Below are 20,342 nucleotides of genomic sequence, written 5' to 3'. Positions count from 1 at the left end.
CGGCAGCTTCCTCCCCCACCAACCGCCCCGGCTGGTTCGGGTGGCGGCGGCGTTACCCCCGTGCCGCGGGTGTCGTGCGCGTGGGGACGACCGTCTTGGCCGGTGTGTTCGTGATCGTCGCGGATCTCGTGCCCGACAGGCTCGACCGGATCACCCTCCAGTCGGTCATCCGTCTCCCCGTCGAGCCGATCCTCCTCGCGATCGTGCTGCTCGCCCTGCCCGCGAAGGCGCGGCGCGTCGGGGCCGTCGTCGCGGGCGCGTTCCTCGGTCTGACCACCGTGCTCAAGTTCATCGACATGGGCTTCTACCAGACCCTTGCCCGGCCGTTCGACCTGGTCTTCGACTGGACGCTGCTCAGCGACGGCGCGGACTGGGTGAAGGACTCCTTCGGCCGCTCGGGCGAGGTGCTCGCGGTCATCGGTGTGATCGTCCTGTTCATCGCCGTGCTCGTGCTGAGTGCGCTCGCGGTGCTGCGGCTGGCGGACACGATGGGCCGGCACCGCTCCACGGCCGTCGGCACCACGCTCGTCCTCGGCACGGTGTGGATCACCTGTTTCACGTTGAGCGTGGAGTTCGGCAGCGTTCCGTTCGCGACGAAGGGCTACAGCCAGTTCCTCGCCCACCGCATGCAGTCCGTCAGCGACGGACTGGGAGACGCGAAGGTCTTCGCGAAGCAGCTCCACGTCGACAAGTACGCCAACACCCCGTCCGACCAGCTGCTGACCGGGCTGCGCGGCAAGGACGTAATGTTCACCTTCATCGAGAGCTACGGGCGGGTGGCCATCGACGACCCGGCGATGGCACCGGAGATCGACGCGACCCTCCAGCAGGGTGACGCCAGGCTCAAGGCGGCCGGCTTCGCCTCCCGGAGCGGCTGGCTGCGGTCGCCGGTCACGGGCGCCGGCAGCTGGCTTGCGCACTCGACCTTCCTGTCCGGGCTGTGGATCAAGAACCAGGAGCGGTACCGGACGCTGACGACCAGCGACCGCGCGACCCTGACCAGCTACTTCCAGAAGACGGGCGCCTGGCGCACGGTCGGCATCGTGCCGGGTGTGCGCAAGTCCTGGCCGGAGGGCAAGTACTTCGGCCTCGACCACATCTACGACTCCACCCACCTCGGCTACCAGGGCCCGTACTTCAGCTGGACGCCGGTGCCGGACCAGTTCAGTCTGGAGGCCTTCCAGAAGCTGGAGCACGGCAAGAAGAACCGCGACCCGATCATGGCGGAGATCATCCTGGCCTCCAGCCACAACCCCTGGTCGCCCATCGCCCACATGATCGACTGGAAGGACCTCGGGGACGGCAAGATCTTCTACAAGATCAAGAAGGAGGGCACGAACCCCACGGAGGTCTGGAAGAGCGCGTCGCGCGTGCGGACCGAGTACCGGAAGGCGATCCAGTACTCCCTGGACAGCCTGACCGAGTGGATGCAGCGCTACGGCGACGACAACACCGTCCTCGTCTTCCTCGGCGACCACCAGCCGGTGCCGACGGTCACCCGGGGCACCGCCAACAGGGACGTCCCGGTCACCATCGTCGCCCGAGACCCCAAGGTGCTCGACCGCGTCGCGAACTGGGGCTGGACGGACGGCCTCAAGCCCGCGCCCAACGCCCCCGAGTGGACCATGGACACCTTCCGCGACCGCTTCATGGCGGCATACGGCCCGAACGGCGGGTGACACACCGGCTCCGAAGCCTCCGGACGGCGTAGCACGACGCGCCCGGGCGTGTCATGTTCTGCTGCGGCGCCGCGCGACGGCCTGGGCGCGGCGGCGTCACTGAGTCAGGGAGTCGCTTCCGGCCGGGCTGCCGGCGGTGCGGGCACTCCCCGCCCTTCCAGGAAGCGCGTGACCCGGCCGGCGAACCAGTCGGGGTCGTCCAGCCACGGGTAGTGCCCCGCGCCGGGCTGGACGGTGAAGTCGGAGTCCGGGAACGCGTCGGCGGCGGCGCGGGCCAGTTCGGGGCGTGGGCCGCCGTCGAGTTCTCCGGCGAGGACCAGGACCGGGGCGGTGACGCGGGCGAGTGCGGCACGGGTGGCGGGTGGGTCGTAGGCGCCGTCCGACCCGTAGATCTCGGACGCCTCGTCGTTGAACTGCTCCTCCGCGCGCGCCTCGTGCCGCCGAGCCGTGTCGTCCCAGCGGCCGTAGAGGAAGGGCGCGCATGCGGGGTCGTAGTCGGACCGCCCCGCCAGCCACCGCTCGAGGGCCGGGAACGCCTCCGGGAACCACGGCTCGCCGCTCCTCAGCCGTGCCGCCGCCAGCCGCTGCTCGGTGGTAGCCGGCATGCCCAGCGCCCATGGAATGGCGGTCACCAGTACCAGCCTCGCCACCCGCTCCGGGTACCGGGCCGCGTACAGCATCGCGAGGCCGGCGCCCGCCGAGTGGGCGAGGACGTCCATCCGGTCGAGTCCCAGGTGCGCGCGCAGGGCCTCCACGTCGGCCACGAGCCGGTCGCAGCGGTACGAGCCCGGATCGGCCGGTGTCGCGGAGTCGCCCGTGCCGCGCAGGTCGAGCAGGACCAGGCGGCGGTGTGCGGCGAGACCGCCCAGGTCGCCGAGGTAGGCGGAGGCCTGCATGGGGCCGCCGGGCAGGACGACGAGCGGGGCGCCCTCGCCTCGCAGGTGGTAGGCGAGCTCGGTCCCGTCGGCGGCGGTGAAGGTCGGCATGCGCCGATCTTCACCGCCGCCGGAACGAGGCCGCAACGGAGTTACAGAAAATGCGGCCGGACCTCTTGCCTGCGCCTGGACGGCCTGAATTACTGATCCCGAGCACCTCGACCGAATGATCGGTCGTCCGGATTGATGCGGTTGGTTAGGGAGAAGTCCCCATGGCGGATGCGACGGAGCTGCTGGACGCGGGGGAAAGGCTGGACGCCGGGGCATTGCGGACGCTGCAGCTGGAACGGCTGCGGTCCTCACTGCGGCACGCCTACGAGCACGTGCCCTTCTACCGGGAGTCCTTCGACAAGGCCGGTGTCCACCCGGACGACTGCCGGTCCCTGGCCGACCTGGCCCGCTTTCCGTTCACGACGAAGGCCGACCTGCGCGAGAACTACCCGTACGGCATGTTCGCCGTGCCCCGGGACCGCGTCCGGCGCATCCACGCCTCCAGCGGCACCACCGGCCGCCCGACCATCGTCGGCTACACGGACAACGACCTGGCCCTGTGGGCCGACATGGTGGCCCGCTCGATCCGGGCCGCGGGCGGCCGAGCGGGCGACACGGTCCATGTGGCGTACGGATACGGCCTGTTCACCGGCGGGCTGGGCGCGCACTACGGCGCCGAGCGGCTCGGCTGTACGGTCGTCCCCGCGTCCGGCGGTATGACGGCCCGTCAGGTACAGCTGATCCAGGATCTCGCACCCCGGATCATCATGGTGACGCCGTCGTACATGCTGACACTGCTCGACGAGTTCGAGCGGCAGGGCGTCGATCCGCGCTCCACCTCGCTGCGGGTGGGCGTGTTCGGCGCCGAGCCGTGGACCGAGGAGATGCGGCGGGAGATCGAGGAGCGGTTCGCGATCGACGCCGTGGACATATACGGGCTGTCGGAGGTGATCGGCCCGGGTGTCGCGCAGGAGTGCGTGGAGACCAAGGACGGGCTGCACATCTGGGAGGACCACTTCTATCCGGAGATCGTCGACCCCATCACCGGTGAGGTGCTGCCGGACGGTGAGGAGGGCGAGCTGGTCTTCACCTCGCTGACCAAGGAGGCCATGCCCGTCGTGCGGTACCGCACGCGCGATCTGACCCGGCTGCTGCCGGGGACGGCGCGGGTGTTCCGGCGCATGGAGAAGGTCACCGGGCGCAGTGACGACATGGTGATCCTGCGCGGGGTGAACCTCTTCCCGACGCAGATCGAGGAGATCGTGCTGCGCACGCCGGGCGTGGCGCCCCACTTCCAGCTGCAGCTGACCCGTGAGGGACGTATGGACGCGCTCACGGTACGGGCCGAGGCCCGCCCGGATGCCGCACCGGAGGTCCGTGACGCGGCCGCGCGGGCCATCGCGGCGGCCGTGAAGGACGGCATCGGTGTCTCGGTGGGCGTCGAGATCGTCGAACCGGAGTCACTGGAACGGTCGGTGGGCAAGATCCGCCGGATCGTGGACCTGCGGCGCGCGTGACCGGGGACGGTGGTCACCGTCGGCCCGTGACCGGCTCGCCGGGCTGAGGGAGGTCCCTGTCAGCCCGGAGAGCCGGTCGCCGCCAAGGGGGCGAGGGCGGGCCGGGTGATCCCGGACAGGTCGCGGTAGACCACGCTGTTGCGGTCGGTGACGGAGCGGCCGAGCGCGTGGTGCGGCCACAGGCCCCCCGCCATGCGCCGGCTGCGCTCGCCCCACTCCAGGGCTTCGGCGCCGCGCGCCTTGAAGAAGTTGAGGGCGTAGCCGCCGGTGTGGACGCGCAGCAGGCTGAAGCCGCCGGGGTACTCCTTGGCGGCGCCGACCTCCTGCAGGGCCACGTGCGGCGCCTGTGGCAGCACGGTGCGCTTGTTGCGGTGGGTGTGGCCGGCGTGGTGGAGGAAGACGCCCGGGGTGGCGGCATAGGCCTCCAGGATGGCCCGGGCCTGGCGGCGGCCCAGGCGCTGGCCCGCGCCGACGGGGAAGAGCGAGTCGCGCACGGTCAGCGGATGGTGGCCGAAGACGACGGTGGGCTGCTCTCGCTGTTCGCGCAACCGGGCTTGGAACCAGGCCAGTTGTTCGGCGCCGAGCCCGCCGGAGTCGGCGCCGTTGCCGCGCTTCTCGTAGGTGTCGAGCCCGATGATGCGCAGCCCGCCCAGGTCGCGCTCGAAGTACCCCGGCTCGTCCGGCCGGCCGAAGCCGCTGCGGAAGGTGTCGCCGTCGGACTCCTCGACCGCTCCGGGCCGGTCGTGATTTCCCCGGACGACGAAGTAGTCCCGTCCGTGCGTCCCGAAGCCGTCCAGGATGCCTCTGGCCCGCGCGAGATCGGCGGCCGAGCCGCCGGCCGAGATGTCGCCCGCGGCCAGCAGCACGTCGGCCCCTCGTCTGCGGGCCTCCTGCACCAGGGCCCGGGTCATGAGCTCCGGGTAGGGCGTGAGCCCCGGCTGCTGGGAGATTCCGCGCATGAAGGGGATGCCGCCGACGAGTCCGGCGGTGGTCTCGCCCAGGTGCAGGTCGTTGCAGAGCGCGAGGGAGATCAGATGCCGGCCGGGCGGGGGCAGGGGCGTGGTGAAGGAGTACGGGCCGCCGTGCGAGCCCAGGCCGTGCAGGGAGGTGCCGGCGGCGTTGCCGCGGATCAGGTGCAGCGCGGTGGGCCGGGCGGCCACGCCCCGGGAGCGGGCCTGGTAGTAGTACGTCTGCCCGGGCTCCAGGCCGGTGAGTTCCACGTGGTGGTGGGCCGTGGGCAGGTCCTCGCCGGCGACCCGGTTGAGCCGGCCGGGATGGGTGCCGTAGACGACCTCGCCCTCGGTGAGGGCGGGCAGCATGTGCCCGAAGCCGTCGTCGGTGCCCGGGATGCCGGTGTACCAGGTGATGATCGCGCGGTCCTCGATCAGGGTGACCAGTTCCAGATGGACGGCGGCGATCGGGTGGTGGTGCGGCAGTCGGGTGCGGGCGGCGGAGACGGCGCGCAGCAGCGCCGGGGCGAGCAGTGCTCCGGAACGCAGCACCTCACAGGGGCCGGGGACTCCGGCGAGGGCGGCGAGAGGAGCGGGGAAGCAGCAACGCATGCCTGGTTTGTGTCCTCCTGCCGTGAACAGGAGCCATGCTACTGGCGGCCGTACCGGGTACGAAACGGGTCTTTCCTGTGCATCGCATCACGTGCCCGGGAAGGGTCGCGTCGGGTACCCCGGCCGCGCCGCATCATGCGCCGAGGCTGTCCCGCAGCTCCCGTTTGAGGATCTTCCCGCTGGCGTTGCGCGGGAGTTCGTCCACGAACACCACGCGTTTCGGGGCCTTGAAGTGCGACAACTGCTCGCGGGTGTGGGCGATGAGCTCGTCCTCGGTGACCTCGCCGCGCGGTACGACGACCGCCGTGACGGCCTCGACCCACCGCTCGTCGGGCAGGCCGATCACGGCGACCTCGGCGACCGCCTCGTGGGTGTAGAGGGCGTCCTCGACCTGGCGTGAAGCGACCAGGACGCCACCGGAGTTGATGACGTCCTTCACCCGGTCGACGATCGTGTAGTAGCCGTGCGCATCGCGCACCGCGAGGTCGCCGGAGTGGAACCAGCCGTCCCGGAAGGCCTCCGCGGTCTCCTCCGGCTTGTCCCAGTAGCCCTCGCACAACTGCGGGGAGCGGTAGACGATTTCACCGGGCGTGCCGTCGGGGACGTCCTTGCCGTCCTCGTCGACCACGCGGGCGTCGACGAAGAGCACGGGCCGGCCGCAGGAGTCCATGCGGCCCTTGTGCTCGTCCGGGGCGAGGACGGTGGCCAGGGGGCCGATCTCGCTCTGGCCGAAGCAGTTGTAGAAGCCGAGCTTCGGCAGCCGTTCGCGCAGCCGTTCCAGGACGGGCACCGGCATGATCGAGGCGCCGTAGTAGGCCTTGCGGAGGCCGCTGAGGTCCCGGGTGGCGAAGTCGGGGCGGTTGGACAGACCGATCCAGACCGTCGGCGGCGCGAACAGGCTGTCCACGCGGTCGGCTTCGATCAGGTCGAAGAGGCGGTCGCCGTCGGGCGCGTCGAGGATGATGTTGGTGGCGCCGACGGCGATGTACGGCAGCAGGAACACATGCATCTGCGCCGAGTGGTAGAGCGGCAGGGAGTGCACGGGGCGGTCACCGGCGGACAGGTCCAGGGCGGTGATCGCGCTGAGATATTCGTGGACGAGCGCGCGGTGCGTCATCATCGCGCCCTTGGGCAGGGCGGTCGTACCGGAGGTGTACAGCAGCTGCACCAGGTCCTCGGTACGCGGTTCGGGGCCGTCGTACGCGGGCGCGGTCGTGAGCCGGGCGAGCAGGGAGTCGTCGGTGCCGCGCAGCGGCAGGGTCCGGACGCCGTCGGCGAGCCGGTCCGCGAGGTCGGGGTCGGTGAGAACGAGCGAGCTGCCCGACTGGCCGACGATGTAGGCCAGATCGTCGCCGGTCAGGTTCTGGTTGACCGGGACGTGGACGAGGCCGGCGCGGGCGCAGGCGAGGAAGGCGATCAGGTAGGCGTCGGAGTTGTGGCCGTAGGCACCGACCCGGTCGCCCCGCTCCAGCCCCTGGCCGAGCAGGACGCTCGCCGCGCGGGAGACGGCCTCGTCGAGTTCGCCGTACGTCCATGACCGCTCGCCGTACTCCACCGCGACCCGCGCGGGGGTGCGCCGGGCGCTGCGCCGCAGCACCCCGTCAACCGTGCTGCCGTGTCCCTGCGTCATGACTCATGATCCTCGGCCCGTGGCCGGGGCAGGTCAAGCACGTTCGTACGGCCAATCGCAGCTTCCCCCGATGGCGTTCGGGCTCCGCACTACAGGGACCAGACCCGGCCGTTCTCGGGCGAGAAGTGGGTGACCGCCCGCTTCTGCGAGAAGGACATCCGGTCCTCGCCGGTCCTGAGGGTGATCCGGGTCCGGCCGTGACAGGTGGTCACACCGGGCGGGTGCGGCCCTCCCAGTAGGGGTCCCGCAGCCGGCGCTTGTACAGCTTTCCGTTGGGGTCGCGGGGCATCTCGGCGATGAAGTCGACGCTCTTGGGCCGTTTGTAGGCGGCGAGTTGTCCGGCGCAGTGGGCGAGGAGGTCGGCGGCGAGGTCCGGTCCGGGGTCGTGGCCCGGGGCCGGTTCGACGACCGCCTTGACCTCCTCGCCCCAGTCGTCGTGCGGGATGCCGAAGACGGCGGCGTCGGCGACGGCCGGGTGGGCGAGCAGGGCGGACTCGATCTCCGCGGGATAGATGTTGACGCCACCGGAGATGATCATGTCGATCTTGCGGTCGCGGAGGAAGAGGTAGCCGTCCTCGTCGAGGTAGCCGAGGTCGCCGACGGTGAAGAAGTCGCCGATGCGGTTCTTCCTCGTCTTGGCCTCGTCCTTGTGGTAGGCGAAGCCGCCGGTGTTCATCTTCATGTAGACGGTGCCGAGTTCGCCCGGCGGCAGCCGGTTGCCGTCGTCGTCGAAGACGGCGAGTTCGCTGATCGGCCAGGCCTTGCCGACCGTACCGGGCTTCTTCAGCCAGTCCTCGGCGGTGGCGAAGGCGCCGCCGCCCTCGCTGGCCGCGTAGTACTCCTCGACCGAGTCGCCCCACCAGTCGATCATGGCCCGCTTGACGTGGTCCGGGCAGGGGGCCGCGCCGTGGATGGCGTGCCGCATGGACGAGACGTCGTAGGACCGCCTGACCGGCTCCGGCAGGGCGAGCAGGCGGTGGAACTGGGTGGGGACCATGTGCGTGTGGGTGCACCGGTGGGTGTCGATCAGGCGGAGCATCTCCTCGGGCGTCCACTTGTCCATCAGGACGAGGCGGTGCCCGATGTGCAGCGACGCGCCCGCGAACTGCAGTACCGCCGTGTGGTAGAGCGGCGAGCAGACCAGATGGACGTTGTCGTCGAACGGTTTGATGCCGAAGATGCCGAGGAAGCCGCCGAGATAGGCCTCCTCCGGGCGCTTGCCGGGCAGCGGGCGGCGGATGCCGCGGGGACGGCCTGTGGTGCCCGAGGTGTAGTTCATGACCCAGCCGAGCTCCCGGTCGGAGGGCGCCGACTCCGGCTGTCCGTCGAGGAGTTCGGCGTAGGGCCGGAAACCCTCGACCGTGCCGACGGCGTAGCGGTGGGTGGCCGGCAGGCCGGCCTCGTCGGCCGCGTGGCGGGCGGGGGCGGCGAAACGCTCGTGGGAGATGAGCACCTTGGCGCCCGAGTCGGCGACGATCCAGCCGATCTCCGGACCGACGAAGTGGTGGTTGACCGGGACCAGGTAGAGGCCCGCCTGGCTGGCGGCCAGGTAGGCGGTGAAGAACTCGGGGCCGTTCGGGAGGACGACCGCGAAGGCGTCCCCGCGTTCGAGACCGGCGGCGCGCAGGCCGTGGACGAGCCGGTTGGCGGCGGCGTGCAGGCGTCCGGCGGTCCACTCCTCGCCGTCGGGTGCGATCAGCACCGTGCGGTCGGGGTCGTGGGTGGCCTGGGCCCAGAATCCGGCGGGGGGCGTGCTGGTCACTTGCCGCTCCTTCCGGCGATGCGGTTGACGCGGTCGACGGCCTTCTCGAAGCCGCGGGTGAGGTCGTCGAAGACGGCCTGGACACTGCGTTCGCTGGTCATCCGGCCGACGATCTGCCCGACGGGCGTGCCGAGCAGGGGCGCGACCTCGTACTTCTGGATGCGGGTGAGGGCCTCGGCGACGAGCAGGCCCTGCAGGGGCATGGGGAGGGTGCCGGGGCCGTTCGGGTCGTCCCAGGCGTCGGTCCACTCGGTGCGCAGCTGCCGGGCCGGTTTGCCGGTCAGGGCGCGGGAGCGGACGGTGTCGCCGGAGCCGGCGGCAAGCAGTTTCCTGGTCACCGCGGGCGAGGACATGTCGGCCTCCGTGCAGGTCAGCCAGAGGGAGCCGAGCCATACGCCCTGGGCGCCGAGGGCGAGTGCGGCGGCGACCTGCTGTCCGCTGCCGATGCCGCCGGCGGCCAGCACGGGCAGCGGGTCGACGGCCTCGACGACCTCGGGGGTGAGCACCATGGAGGCGATCTCGCCGGTGTGGCCGCCGGCCTCGTAGCCCTGGGCGACGACGATGTCGATGCCGCCCTCCTTGTGCTTGACCGCGTGCCGGGCGCTGCCCGCGAGGGCGGCGACGAGGACGTCGTGCTCGTGGGCGCGGGCGACGACGTCGGCGGGCGGGGAGCCGAGGGCGTTGGCGAGCAGCCGTATCGGATAGTCGAAGGCGACGTCGAGCTGGGTGCGGGCGACCTGCTCCATCCAGCCGGTGATGCGCCACCCGGACGCCTCCCCCTCGGCCAGCTCGGGCACGCCGTACTTGGCGAGGGTGTCCTTGACGAACTGCCGGTGCCCCTCGGGGATCATGGCCTCGACATCGGCCTCGGTGACGCCCTCCACCTTCTTGGCGGGCATGACGACGTCGAGGCCGTAGGGCTTGCCGTCGACGTGGGCCTCGATCCAGTCGAGGTCGCGTTTGAGGTCGTCGGGGGCGGTGTAGCGGACCGCGCCGAGCACACCGAAACCGCCGGCGCGGCTGATGGCCGCGGCGACGGCGGGGAACGGCGTGAAGCCGAAAATGGCGTGCTCGACTCCCAGTGTGTTGCTCAGCTCCGTCTGCATGGGCGCAGGATGCCGCAGTCCTCCGGCCGACGGAAGACTTTTTCTGACGCTCCATCAGATTTCTCCGGCGCCGGGCCCCATGGGGGCGCCGGCGCCGGCCCCGCTGCCGACGGGTCGTCAGATGTCGTGCCCCGGGCGCTCGAACGGGTCGAAGGTCTCGTCGTCCTGCCGGACCACGCACAGGGCCCAGATGATGAACCCCGACATCGCGATCATCACGACCGACCACACCGGGTAGTACGGCAGCGAGAGGAAGTTGGCGATGATGATGAGCGCGGCGATCCCCACCCCGGCGACCCGCGCCCACGTCATGGCCTGGAACAGTCCGAAGCTCACGAGCACGCCGACCGCGCCCAGGATCAGGTGGATCCAGCCCCAGCCGGTGAGGTCGAACTCGAAGACGTAGTTGCGGGTGTTGACGAAGATGTCGTCCGAGGCGATCGCCATGATGCCCCGGAAGACGTCCAGCAGTCCGGCGATCATGAGCATCACGGCCCCGAAGGTCATCAGCCCGCCGGCCCAGGCCTGCCTGGTCGGGTGCGCGTGTGCGGGGTGTGTGGCCGTCATGGTGCTGCCTCGATTCCTGTCGTCCGGTGTGCCTCAGAGGTGGCCGGCGGAGGAGCCGACGCCACCCGCGCGGTCGGAGGCGCCTGAACCGCTGAGGACCAGTTCCTTGGCCCGGCGGTAGTCGTCGTCGGTGATGTCGCCGCGGGAGCGCATCTCGGACAGCTTGGCGAGTTCGTCGACGCTGCTGGTGCCGCCCTTGGCCGTCTCCCGGACGTAGCTGTCGAAGGCCTCCTGCTGTGCGCGCGCCTGTGCTATCTCCCGCCGCCCCATGTTCTTGCCCCGGGCGATCACGTAGACGAAGACGCCCAGGAAGGGCAGGACGATGACGAACACCAGCCAGCCGGCCTTGCCCCAGCCGCTCATCTCGTCGTCGCGGAAGATGTCGACGACGATCCGGAAGAGCAGGACGAACCACATGATCCACAGGAAGAACACCAGCATGGACCAGAAGACGCTCAGCAGCGGATAGTCGTACGCGAGGTACGTCGGCGCGTTCATGGCTCTCCTTCGTCCCGGGCGGCCGCCCGGCCGCCGGTTTGTTGCTTTCAGCGTGGGCACGGCAAGCCGGTGGGGCATCACCCCGGGCGGGTGAGTCCGGAGGGCGCATCGGCCGCCGGAGCCCCGGCGGAGGCGGCGACCTGCACGGCAAAAAGGACGACGAGCACCAGGCCGAGCACGAGGATCACCCCGCCCACCGTGGGGTGGTTCCACAGCACCAGGGCCAGGGCGCCGGCACCGATCACCAGGCCGGTGATCCACTTCCCGTGGGTGTCCAGCCACCGTCCCGTGCCGCCCGTGCGCACTCCGGTCCGGCCCAGCGCCCGCCCGGTGGCGGCGGTGCCGCGCCGGGCGAGCGCCCGCAGCCGGCGGGCGACCCGGCCAGGACCGTACAGGTAGGCGGCGAGCGCCGTGATCACGGCGACGACCAGAAGCGTCCGGGTGCTGTCGCGCAGGAAGCGGACGAAGGTGTCGTAGATTGCCGCGGCGGCGTCGGTGGGCAGGGTGTCCGAGGGGACCGAGTCGAGGTAGACGCGCCGGAGGACGGCCAGCGCGACGAGCAGCACCACGGTCATCACGCCGATGCCCGAGGCCGTGATCAGCAGCATCAGCCGGTGCGCCGGAGCGGCCCACACGGCGCAGGCGGCCGTGACCAGGGTCAGTACGGGCAGCCAGGTGCCCAGGACGTCCAGCAGCCGCATGCCGTTCTGGGCCCTGCCGAGCTGCTCGGTGCGGAACAGGGTGATCGTCCGGTCGCTGTCCGGGATGGCGGCGGCCTTCTCGAAACCGGCGTCGACGAGCCGCTGCCGTACCTGGTCGACCACCGGGCCCAGGTCGAGCCGGACGGCGTCGCCCTCGGCACGCAGGGCGCCGCTGCTGTCGCCGGTCAGCATGCGCACGACGGCGGCGTGCGCGCGGCGGTTGGAGCCCTCCCAGGCCTGCTGGAAGGCGTCACTGGTGATCACGCGGCTCACGTTGCGGTGGACGACGCCGGTGACCGCCGAGCGCAGCGGGCCGGCCAGTGCCGTGGAGCCCTCGACGACACGGGGTGGGGCTCCCGACTTCCGCAGGGCGGTGGTGAGCGAGGCCGTGAGCGCGTCGACGTCGAGGTTGGAGACGACACGACGGGTCAGCCGGTCGATGAGGACGTCCTGCACGGCCGGGTCGGAGGCGAGGGGCGCCACCGTCCGGACGTAGCGGGCGGTGTCGGCGACCTCGTCGTGGACCCAGGCAGCCACCAGGGCCAACGGTGTGAGCAGCATGGTCAGCAGCAGCAGGACCGTGGCCACGGCGTGCCGCAGATGCCGGTGGCGGACGGTGGCCGCGCTGCGCAGCCGCCGGTACTCGGCGTGCTCGTCGGCGGTCAGGACGTGAGCGGCTTGCGCGGTGCCGCTGTCGGCGTGTGGTGCGGAGACCTTGTCGGTACCCATGGGTCCCCCCCTGTCGTATGCGGCGGGGGCTCCCGGGACGAGGAGACCGGCCCGCGGGCCCCCGCCTGGTGTCAGTCAGGTGCGGCGGGCCCGCCCCGGTTCGCCGTCAGGGCCCTGTGCAGGGCGCTTCGCCAGGCCAGGGCGAGGGCGAGTTCGGCCACGCCGAGCAGGACCAGCCACACTCCGAGCAGCCGGGTCAGCGCGCGGGCCGACTCGGTGGGCGTGGCCAGCACCAGGATTCCGGCGACGCAGGCGAGCGCCGCGACGCCCAGGACGAAGCCGCGGTGCGGGAGGTCCCGGGCGGCCAGCGCGGTGTACGCCGTCAGGATGCCGCCGACCAGCCAGACCGCCCCGACGATCAGGGACAGCGTGGCGACGGTCTGCAGCGGGTGGCGCAGGCACAGCACACCCGCCAGCACGAACAGCACCGCCACCAGCAGGGCGGGCAGGCGTTCGCCGTGCTCGCGGCGGGAGAAGGCCGTGACGAACCGGAACACCCCGCCCACCAGCAGGTACAGCCCGATCAGCACAGCGAGGACGTGCAGTGTCTCGTCCGGCCAGACCAGGACGATCACGCCGGGCACAAGAGTGGCGATCGCCGAGGCGAGGATCCAGGTCCACGATCCGCCGAGACCCGCGAGGACGTCCGCCGGGTCGCCGGGCGGCGCGGGCCGCGCCTGCTCGGCGGGCGGGTACTCAGGTGCGGTACGGGGTGCCGGGTCACGCGACACGGTCATGGCGCCTCCTCGCGTGATCGGGTGGGCCGCGACGGGCCGCCGGCGGGGCCGTGCGCGCGGGACTCCCACCCGGCCAGCGTCCCGCCCGCCACCGGTCGCCGGGTCACCCCTCGCGGGTGATCCCTGTGCCCCGGTGCGGCGGTGAGGTGGGGTGAGAACCCGTTCCGGAGGTGTCACCATGTCCGCACACAGCCCGTTCACGTCCACCCTGTCGGTGCCGGACAGGGTCGCCTACGGCAAGAGCGAGCGCGGCCGTCTCCCGCGTTCGAGCCACGGCCGGTTCGACCCCGGGCCGGAGCGGCCGGACCCGATCGCCGTGATAGAGCGTCAGTCCGCCACGCGCGTGCCCGAGTTGGTGCCGATCCGCTATGGCCGGATGCTCGAGTCGCCCTTCCGCTTCTACCGCGGCGCCGCCGCCATCATGGCGACCGACCTGGGCGCACTGCCCCACAGCGGTCTGCGCGTCCAGCTGTGCGGGGACGCCCATCTGCTGAACTTCCGGATGCTGGCCTCCCCGGAACGGCACCTGGTGTTCGACATCAACGACTTCGACGAGACGTATCCCGGGCCCTTCGAGTGGGACGTCAAGCGCCTCGCGGCCAGCTTCGTGATCGCGGCCCGCGCCAACGGATTCCCGACCGCGGAGCAGGACCGTGCCGTCCGGGTCTGCGTGCGCGCCTACCGGGAGCGGATGCGGGAGTTCGCCGGCATGCGCACCCTCGACATCTGGTACGCCCTGGACGACGTGGACAAGCTTCGCGGACTGATGGCCTCCTCGATGGACAAGAAGGAGCGCCGCCGTACCGCGCGCGCGGCGGAGCAGGCCCGCACCCGCACCCATATGCAGGCCTTCGCCAAGCTCACGCATGACACCCCCGAGGGCCGGCGCATCGCCCCGGACCCGCCGCTGATCACCCCGTTCGCGGACCTGCAGACGGAGCCGGGCGAGGAAGGGCGTGAGAAGGAACTGCACACCCTGGTGGAGGACTACGCGCCCACGCTGTCCTCGGAGCGCCGACACCTTCTGCGCCACTACCGCCTGGTCGACCTGGCCCGCAAGGTGGTGGGGGTCGGCAGCGTCGGCACCCGCTGCTGGATCCTGCTGCTGCTCGGCCGCGACGACGACGATCCCCTGCTGCTGCAGGCCAAGGAGGCGCAGGAGTCGGTCCTCGCGCCCCACGCGGGCGGCGAGGGGTTCGACAACCAGGGCCGCCGGGTGGTCACCGGGCAGCGGCTCATCCAGACGACCAGCGACATCTTCCTCGGCTACACCCACGTCGTCGGCCTCGACGGCCAGGAGCGGGACTTCTACGTACGACAGCTGCGGGACTGGAAGGGCATCGCCCGGCCCGAGACCATGGACCCGGACATGCTGAACCTGTTCGCCCAGGTGTGCGGGGCCTCGCTGGCCCGGGCCCACGCCCGCTCCGGCGATCCCATCGCGATCGGCGCCTACCTGGGCTCAGGCGACGGCTTCGACCGCGCGCTCGTGGGGTTCGCGCAGGCCTACGCCGACCAGAACGAGCGGGACTACGCCGCGCTCCGCGTCGCCGTGGACTCCGGCAGGGTCACCGCCGAGACGCTCTGACACCGGAGCCGGTCACTCGGGCACCTGACACATCTCGACCACGCGCAGCCCGAGCGACTGGCAGCGGGTCAGCAGCCCGTACAGCTGTGCCTCGTCCACGACCGGGCCGTACAGCACGGTCTGATCCGACATCACCACGTGTTCGAGTTCGGGGAAGGCCGCGGTCAGGGTCGTCGACAGCTGACCGTCGATGCGGATCTCGTAGCGCTGCATGAGCCGGCCTCTCTCTGAACGGATGATCCCGGTGGGGCGGGCGTTCAGTGCGTCAGAAAGATCTTGAGCATGATGATCAGCAGACCGAGCACCAGGTTGACCACGGCGGTAACGGTCACCAGCGGCCAGCCGGCGCCCGCGCGCCGGGCCGCCGCCATCGACCAGCCGATCTGACCCGCGACGGCGACGCAGAGCGCCAGCCAGAACGCGCCCTGGATGTCCAGGCCCAGCAGCGGGCTGAGAGCCACCGCCGCGGCCGGCGGCACCGCCGCCTTCACGATCGGCCACTCCTCCCGGCAGACCCGCCAGACGACCCGGCGGTCCAGGGCCTGCCGGGCCAGCCGGGCGCCGAACAGCTGGGCGTGCACATGCGCGATCCAGAACGCCAGGCCGGTCAGCAACAGCAGCAACACCAGTTCCGAGCGCGGGAACGAGTCCTGCGTGGCCGCCCCGACCACCACGGACGCGGCGAGCATGGAGCCGTAGACGCCGCCCGTGTAGTCGGAGGCGGCCCGGTGCTCCGCGCTCCGGACTCCCGGCATGATCCGGTCGGTGCGGGACATGACGGCCGCCCCCTTCTCAGCTCGCGCCGCCGACGGCCTGGGCCGCCGCTCCTGTCTTCGGCTGCCGGGCCCGCGCGGCCGGGGCGCCCGGCAGGCCCGGGGTGACCAGGAAGCTCGCGAGGGTGATGCCGCCGGCGGCGAGGATCGCCGCCTTCAGCCCCTGGAGCTGGGCGGTGGCGTACGAGTCCGTGAGGGCGTCGACCTCGCCGGGCGGCAGTCCGGCGCGTTCGGCCGCCGTGTGCACCTGGTCGGTGGAGACGAAGCTGATGCCGGACTCGAGGGCCACGCTCGTCTCGTGCCGGGCCTGGTCCGACAGCTGCGGGTTGTTCTCGACCTGGGTGGTGAAGGCGTGGGCCAGCGCGCCGACGAGCAGCGAGCCGATGAGCGCGGTGCCCAGCGCCGAGCCCAGGTTCTGGGCCGTGAACTGCAGCCCGCCGGCCTCGCTGCGCTCCTCCTCACCGGCGCTGGACTGCACGACGTTGCCCAGTTGGGAGGCGAGCAGCCCCATGCCGATGCCCAGCACGGCCATGGCGCCGGCGAACTGGGCGTCGTCGATGTCCGGGTCGATCGTGGCCAGCAGCCAGATGATCGCCCCGGTCAGGGTCAGCAGCGCCAGCCGGACCACCCGGCGCGGGCCGACGACGCGCCCCAGCCGGGAGGCGACCGTCGAGGCCGCGAGCATGGTGATGGAGACCGGCAGCAGGCGCAGCCCGGTCTGGAACGCGTCGAAGCCCTGCACCACCTGCAGATACAGGGGGATGGCGAAGAACAGGCCCAGCAGGATGAGGTTCTGGCTGAGCAGCGTCAGCAGCCCGGACCGCAGGGCCGGCCGGCGCAGCAACACCAGGTGGACCAGGGGGTCGGCCGCGCGGGCGTCCCTGCGGTGCTCCCAGCGCACGAAGACGGCCAGGACTCCCACGCCGGCGCCGATGACGAACAGCGTCGGCGCGAAGCCGAACACGGTGAAGGGCGGGTTGCGGGGCTGCACCCAGCCCCAGGAGCCGCTCTGCAGCACGCCGAGCACGCCCAGACCGAGGCCGGCCGCCGACAGCACGGCGCCGACGACGTCCAGATGCGGGCGCGCCCCGCTCCGCGGGACCTCCGCGATCGCCTTGCGGAAGAGCAGGACGGCGATGACGACCACGACCTCCCCGGCGAACACCAGCCGCCAGGTCAGGTACGTCGTCACCCAGCCGCCCAGCAGCGGGCCGACCGCGATCCCCGCACCCGCGAGCCCGCCGACGACCCCGTAGGCGACGGCCCGCTCGCGTCCCCGGTACGACTCCGCGACCAGGGCCGCCATGGCCGGCAGCACCATGGCGGCACCGAGCCCTTCGATCACCGACCAGCCCACGGCGAGGACCCAGAGGGTGGGGGCCAGCGCGGTGATGAGGGATCCGGTGCCGTAGACGGTCATGCCGAGCAGGAACACGCGGCGGCGGCCCCACATGTCCCCGAGCCGACCGCCGATGATCATGAACGCGGCCATGACCAGGGCGTACAGCGTGATGACCGCCTGGATGGCGGTGACCTCGGTGTCGAAGTCCTTGACCAGCTGACTGATGGAGACGTTCATGACGGAGGTGTCCAGCACCATCAGGAACTGGGCCGTCCCCAGAACGATCAGAGCGCGCCAGTGTCGCATGCTGTCCACCTCGCCGAAGTCGGCCCCCGGGCGCAGGTTCCGCCCCTCCCATGGGACCCGGTGGACCGGCCCGCCGCCTCACCCGCTGCGGGCGAGACGCGGTGGTCACGGCAGGTGGACGCTTCGCCCTGTCGTCGCGCGCGCCGTCAGGACGGGCTGGTGATAGCCGCTGCTCCCGGGGGTGTGCCAGGTGACGTCCGTGAAACCGGTCCGGGTCGCCGCGTCCGCCACCTCGTCCCGGGTCGCCGCCCGGGAGGTGGTCCGCCGTACCCGCACCTGCCAGCCCGCTCCGTCGGGTATCAGTTGGAAGTACTCCTGGTCGTAACGCTCGCCGTCCTCGTGCCAGTGCCACAGCTGGAAGGTGATCGACCGGCCGTCCGGACCGTGGGAAACCTGGGGCGGCGAGGAGGCGGGACGGGTGCGGCGCAGCTCGTCGTAGTCGCGGAGGGTGAGCAGGAGCAGGCCGTCGTCCCGCAGGACACGCCGCATGGCGCCGAGTGCCGCCGTCACGTCGGGGATGGTCAGCAGGTGGGCGAGGGAGTTGTCGGCACAGACGACGACATCGAAGGCGGCCGCTCTGAAAGGGAGCTGCCGCATGTCCGCCGCCACGGCCGGAAGGTCCGTCCCGCGGGACTCGGCCTCGGTGGCGGCACGAGCGGCGGCCGCCGGGCTCAGGTCGCTGCCGACCACCCGGTGTCCGGCGCGGGCCAGGCCGATCGCCTGGGTGCCGATGCCGCAGGCGCAGTCCAGCAACCGGTGCGGACCCGGACCGAGTTCGCGACGGATCATGGGGTCCAGCACGGCCGCCTGCCGGGCCATGCTCGCCTCCCAGTCCGGGAAGATCCGGTGGTAGTCGGCGGCGAGCGAGTCGTAGAAGTCCCGTGCCGAACCGGTCACTCGCCGGTCGCCTCCAGCACCGCCATCGCCGCGTTGTGCCCCGGCACTCCGCTCACTCCCCCGCCGCGCACCGCCCCCGCACCGCACAGCAGCACGTTCGCGTGCCGGGTCTCCACGCCCCAACGGCCGCTGTCCGTGCCGGAGTAGGGCCAGGCAAGCTCCCGGTGGAAGATGTTGCCGCCGGGCAGCCGCAGGTCGCGCTCCAGGTCCAGCGGGGTCTTCGCCTCGATGCAGGGGCGGCCGTCGGCGTCGGTGGCGAGGCAGTCGGCGAGGGGTTCGGCGAGGTGGGCGTCGAGCTGGGCGAGCGTCGACTTGAGGAGTTCCTCGCGCACGGCGTCGTTGTCCCGGTCGAAGAGCCGGGCCGGGGTGTGCAGGCCGAACAGGGTGAGGGTCTGGTAGCCCCGCTCGACGAGGTCGGGGGCGAGGATCGTGGGGTCGGTGAGCGAGTGGCAGTAGATCTCGGAGGGCGGCGCGAGGGGCGGTCGGCCGGCGGCGGCCTGGGCGTGGGCGGTGGCCAGCTGCCGGTAGCCCTCGGCGATGTGGAAGGTGCCGGAGAACGCCTCGCGGGGGTCCACCGACTCGTCCCGCAGCTTGGGCAGCCGCTTGAGCAGCATGTTGACCTTGAGCTGCGCGCCCTCGGCGGGAGCGGGCGGCGCGTCGCCGGTCAGTTCGGCGAGGGCCTGCGGGGAGGCGCCCACCAGGACGTGCCGGGCGGCGACGGTGCCCTCCCCGTCGGCCGTGCGGTAGGTGATCTCGGCGGTTCGGCCGTCCGTGTCGATCCGTACCGCCTCGTGCCCGGTGGAGAGGACGGCACCCGCGTCGCGGGCGGCGCCCGCCAGGGCGTCGGTCAACGCGCCCATGCCGCCGACCGGCACGTCCCAGGCGCCCGTGCCGCCGCCGATGACGTGGTAGAGGAAGCAGCGGTTCTGTGCCAGGGACGGGTCGTGGGCGTCGGCGAAGGTGCCGATCAGGGCGTCGGTGAGGACCACGCCCCGCACCAGGTCGTCGGCGAAGCGGTCCTCGATGGCCACGCCGATCGGTTCCTCGAACAGGGTCCGCCAGGCTTCCTCGTCGTCGACGCGCCGGCGCAGTTCCCCCCGGTCCGGCAGCGGCTCGGTGAGCGTGGGGAAGACCCGCTCGGCGACACGGCCGGTCATGCCGTAGAAGCGCTGCCAGGCCTCGTACTCCCGCTCGGAGCCGGTCAGCTTGGCGAAGGCCTCGCGGGTGCGCCGCTCGCCGCCGCCCACCAGGAGTCCGGTCGCCCTTCCGTCCCGTTCGACGGGTGTGTACGAGGAGATGGTGCGGGCGCGGACCCGGAAGTCCAGACCGAGATCCCGGACGATCTTCTTCGGCAGCAGGCTGACCAGGTAGGAGTAGCGCGACAGCCGTGCGTCGACCCCGGCGAACGGCCGGGTGGACACCGCGGCTCCCCCGGTGTGCTCCAGCCGCTCCAGGACCAGCACGGAGCGTCCGGCCCGGGCCAGGTAGGCGGCGGCGACCAGGCCGTTGTGCCCGCCGCCGACGATCACGGCGTCGTAGGTGCGGTGCGTCGCGGGTCCCTCGTGTGCAGACATGCTTCTTGGTAACACGCGATGATCGTCAGCGGCCAGGGGGGTACGGCGATACGGCCCCCGGAGCGCTCAGCGTCCGTGGGAGGCCCGCTGCTGGCGCAGTGCCGCCACCCGGCGGTACAGCTCGACGGCCTCGGCGCCCCGGCCGAGTTGTTCCAGGCAGTGTGCCTCGTCGTTGCGGCTGGCGAGGGTGTCGGGGTGGTCGGGGCCGAGGACGCGCTCGCGGGCGGCGGCCACCCGGCGGTACTCGGTCAGGGCGTCGGCCCAGCGGCCCAGCCAGCCCAGGCCGACGGCGACCTCGCGGCGGCTGACCAGGGTGTCGGGGTGCTCGGGGCCGAGGACGCGCTCGCGGATCGCGCAGACGTCGCGGGACTCGGCGAGGGCCTCCTCCCAGCGGCCGAGCCGGCCGAGGTTGACGCCGAGGCCGTGGCGGGCGCGGAGGGTCTCGGGG

The 20,342-nt window shown here is 71.9% G+C and carries 19 protein-coding genes; 3 read left to right on the top strand and 16 right to left on the bottom strand.

Going from position 1 to position 20,342, the window contains the following annotated elements; all coding sequences use genetic code 11:
* On the top strand, positions 1 to 1,679 hold a 1,679-nt coding region (locus GRC12_RS26140; protein ID WP_244373782.1), incomplete at its 5' end, for a sulfatase.
* 104 nt (positions 1,680 to 1,783) lie between these two features.
* Here the strand turns inward: GRC12_RS26140 and GRC12_RS26135 are convergent.
* A complete protein-coding gene (locus tag GRC12_RS26135) occupies positions 1,784 to 2,665 on the bottom strand; it encodes an alpha/beta fold hydrolase (protein WP_208781803.1) in 882 nt (293 codons plus the stop codon).
* Positions 2,666 to 2,826: 161 nt separating this feature from the next.
* On the opposite strand from GRC12_RS26135, the gene paaK reads away from it, so the two are divergent.
* The gene (gene paaK / locus GRC12_RS26130; RefSeq protein WP_208781802.1) at positions 2,827 to 4,122 is read left to right on the top strand and encodes a phenylacetate--CoA ligase PaaK; all 1,296 of its coding nucleotides are present in this window, start codon (positions 2,827 to 2,829) and stop codon (positions 4,120 to 4,122) included.
* A 59-nt stretch (positions 4,123 to 4,181) separates the two neighbouring features.
* On the opposite strand, the gene GRC12_RS26125 is transcribed toward paaK, so the two are convergent.
* The 9 genes from GRC12_RS26125 to GRC12_RS26090 form a co-directional block, all read right to left on the bottom strand.
* Entirely contained in the window at positions 4,182 to 5,684 is a 1,503-nt protein-coding gene (locus GRC12_RS26125) for a purple acid phosphatase family protein (protein WP_208781801.1), read from the bottom strand.
* Between the two features lie 133 nt (positions 5,685 to 5,817).
* Positions 5,818 to 7,314, bottom strand: coding sequence for an acyl-CoA synthetase (locus tag GRC12_RS26120; protein ID WP_208781800.1), 1,497 nt, complete (start codon positions 7,312 to 7,314; stop codon positions 5,818 to 5,820).
* 89 nt (positions 7,315 to 7,403) lie between these two features.
* Complete coding sequence (locus GRC12_RS46465; protein ID WP_280117519.1) at positions 7,404 to 7,526, bottom strand: hypothetical protein; 123 nt, start codon at positions 7,524 to 7,526, stop codon at positions 7,404 to 7,406.
* Positions 7,523 to 9,076 (bottom strand): acyl-CoA synthetase, encoded by a 1,554-nt coding sequence (locus tag GRC12_RS26115; protein ID WP_208781799.1) that lies wholly within the window; start codon positions 9,074 to 9,076, stop codon positions 7,523 to 7,525. Before GRC12_RS26115 ends, GRC12_RS46465 begins: the two co-directional genes overlap by 4 nt.
* Positions 9,073 to 10,182, bottom strand: a complete 1,110-nt coding sequence (locus GRC12_RS26110; protein ID WP_133048440.1) for an NAD(P)H-dependent flavin oxidoreductase — start codon at positions 10,180 to 10,182, stop codon at positions 9,073 to 9,075. The genes GRC12_RS26115 and GRC12_RS26110 overlap by 4 nt, the downstream gene beginning before the upstream one ends.
* Positions 10,183 to 10,299: 117 nt before the next feature.
* Positions 10,300 to 10,749, bottom strand: coding sequence for a DUF7144 family membrane protein (locus GRC12_RS26105; RefSeq protein WP_208781798.1), 450 nt, complete (start codon positions 10,747 to 10,749; stop codon positions 10,300 to 10,302).
* Positions 10,750 to 10,782: 33 nt separating this feature from the next.
* On the bottom strand, positions 10,783 to 11,247 hold the full coding sequence (locus GRC12_RS26100; protein ID WP_208781797.1) for an SHOCT domain-containing protein: 465 nt from the start codon (positions 11,245 to 11,247) through the stop codon (positions 10,783 to 10,785).
* A gap of 77 nt (positions 11,248 to 11,324) precedes the next feature.
* The gene (locus tag GRC12_RS26095) at positions 11,325 to 12,677 is read right to left on the bottom strand and encodes a hypothetical protein (protein WP_208781796.1); all 1,353 of its coding nucleotides are present in this window, start codon (positions 12,675 to 12,677) and stop codon (positions 11,325 to 11,327) included.
* Positions 12,678 to 12,748: 71 nt separating this feature from the next.
* Positions 12,749 to 13,414, bottom strand: a complete 666-nt coding sequence (locus tag GRC12_RS26090) for an HdeD family acid-resistance protein (protein ID WP_208781795.1) — start codon at positions 13,412 to 13,414, stop codon at positions 12,749 to 12,751.
* Positions 13,415 to 13,592: 178 nt separating this feature from the next.
* Here GRC12_RS26090 and GRC12_RS26085 point away from each other — a divergent pair, with 178 nt between their 5' ends.
* On the top strand, positions 13,593 to 15,002 hold the full coding sequence (locus GRC12_RS26085) for a DUF2252 domain-containing protein (protein ID WP_208781794.1): 1,410 nt from the start codon (positions 13,593 to 13,595) through the stop codon (positions 15,000 to 15,002).
* 12 nt (positions 15,003 to 15,014) lie between these two features.
* Here GRC12_RS26085 and GRC12_RS26080 read toward each other — a convergent pair whose 3' ends face one another.
* The 6 genes from GRC12_RS26080 to GRC12_RS26055 form a co-directional block, all read right to left on the bottom strand.
* A complete protein-coding gene (locus GRC12_RS26080) occupies positions 15,015 to 15,215 on the bottom strand; it encodes a hypothetical protein (protein ID WP_208781793.1) in 201 nt (66 codons plus the stop codon).
* 44 nt (positions 15,216 to 15,259) lie between these two features.
* The gene (locus GRC12_RS26075) at positions 15,260 to 15,778 is read right to left on the bottom strand and encodes a hypothetical protein (protein ID WP_208781792.1); all 519 of its coding nucleotides are present in this window, start codon (positions 15,776 to 15,778) and stop codon (positions 15,260 to 15,262) included.
* A 16-nt stretch (positions 15,779 to 15,794) separates the two neighbouring features.
* On the bottom strand, positions 15,795 to 17,423 hold the full coding sequence (locus GRC12_RS26070; protein ID WP_208781791.1) for an MFS transporter: 1,629 nt from the start codon (positions 17,421 to 17,423) through the stop codon (positions 15,795 to 15,797).
* Between the two features lie 105 nt (positions 17,424 to 17,528).
* The gene (locus tag GRC12_RS26065; protein ID WP_308286636.1) at positions 17,529 to 18,320 is read right to left on the bottom strand and encodes a class I SAM-dependent methyltransferase; all 792 of its coding nucleotides are present in this window, start codon (positions 18,318 to 18,320) and stop codon (positions 17,529 to 17,531) included.
* The gene (locus GRC12_RS26060) at positions 18,317 to 19,894 is read right to left on the bottom strand and encodes a phytoene desaturase family protein (protein WP_208781790.1); all 1,578 of its coding nucleotides are present in this window, start codon (positions 19,892 to 19,894) and stop codon (positions 18,317 to 18,319) included. The genes GRC12_RS26065 and GRC12_RS26060 overlap by 4 nt, the downstream gene beginning before the upstream one ends.
* 66 nt (positions 19,895 to 19,960) lie before the next feature.
* On the bottom strand, positions 19,961 to 20,342 hold a 382-nt coding region (locus GRC12_RS26055; RefSeq protein WP_208781789.1), incomplete at its 5' end, for a tetratricopeptide repeat protein.

The sequence above is a fragment of the Streptomyces griseorubiginosus genome (assembly GCF_017614965.1).
Lineage (GTDB): Bacteria > Actinomycetota > Actinomycetes > Streptomycetales > Streptomycetaceae > Streptomyces > Streptomyces griseorubiginosus_B.
Note: the sequence above shows the minus strand (reverse complement) of the source record. Positions and strands in the feature narration are given on the sequence as shown.